Source organism: Lyngbya sp. CCY1209, assembly GCF_035615495.1.
Lineage (GTDB): Bacteria > Cyanobacteriota > Cyanobacteriia > Cyanobacteriales > Microcoleaceae > Limnospira.
In genome coordinates, this window is sequence record NZ_JAJENU010000263.1 from 1 (window position 1) to 295 (window position 295).

General features: G+C 47.5%; 1 protein-coding gene. It reads right to left on the bottom strand.

Features of this window, described 5'->3' with window-relative positions; genetic code table 11:
- A partial coding sequence (locus LKE08_RS07490; protein WP_375341406.1) for a reverse transcriptase N-terminal domain-containing protein occupies window positions 1-207 on the bottom strand: 207 nt, incomplete at its 3' end.
- Window positions 208-295: the final 88 nt, after the last annotated feature.

Genomic DNA, 295 nt, shown 5'->3' on the forward strand with positions numbered 1-295 from the left:
CGCTAAGAGCCTTGCGTAGTATGACTTCAAAAGGAGTCTCTGCAACCTTCTGGCTTTTGCATCCTGTCCCGATTGAGTCGCTTGATAGATACGCTTTTGCAACTTGAAGACCATCCGCTGGACTTTCGCCCAATTGATTATCCTCCATGCATTCTTAGTGACCGTTGGTTTCGGCTTGCCGAAACCTTTGGTTTGACTAGACGCCATTATTGCTACTTAAGTCTCCATCTTACGTCTGAACCGTAACCCGTCTGCATATCCCAGACATTACATCTGGGCGTTGGCTTCTGGTTAC